This is a genomic window from Halobellus sp. Atlit-38R (assembly GCF_003665925.1).
GTDB classification, from domain to species: Archaea; Halobacteriota; Halobacteria; order Halobacteriales; family Haloferacaceae; genus Haloquadratum; species Haloquadratum inordinatus.
On the sequence record NZ_QXIJ01000429.1, the window covers coordinates 1 to 401 of the forward strand.

Below are 401 nucleotides of genomic sequence, written 5' to 3' on the forward strand. Positions count from 1 at the left end.
CGTGATCCACGCGGTCGAAGAGGCGGGCCTCTGCTATCTCATCCGAAAATCCTCGGATGACCCAGTCAAGCGGTTTGTACAGGACATAGACCACGACGTCGGTGTTAAACAGAATCACGAGATGGAAAGAACCATCGTGGGTGGCAGTGTGACGGTCACCCCGACGCTGGTCGTGGTTCCCTCGGATCGGAAGGAAGGTGCAACGGTGACGTTCGTGACGAACCTCTCGGTAAGTGACGCGACAAAGAAGGCGCGGGGGCGTACCCGCCGCGTGGAGTGGTCAGCATAACTTCTGAACATTTGGGAGGAACGTCTCGATCCAGTCAGCGGCGAAACTCACACGATGGCTTAGCCTGAGGAATGTCTCGGTGAGGAATTCTCTAAAGTGGTCTTTGTCCTCG

General features: G+C 56.4%; 1 pseudogene. It reads left to right on the forward strand.

Features of this window, described 5'->3' with window-relative positions:
- A pseudogene (locus D3D02_RS20210) lies at nucleotides 1-274 on the forward strand (ISNCY family transposase); the annotation flags it as partial.
- Between the last annotated feature and the right edge of the window lie 127 nt (nucleotides 275-401).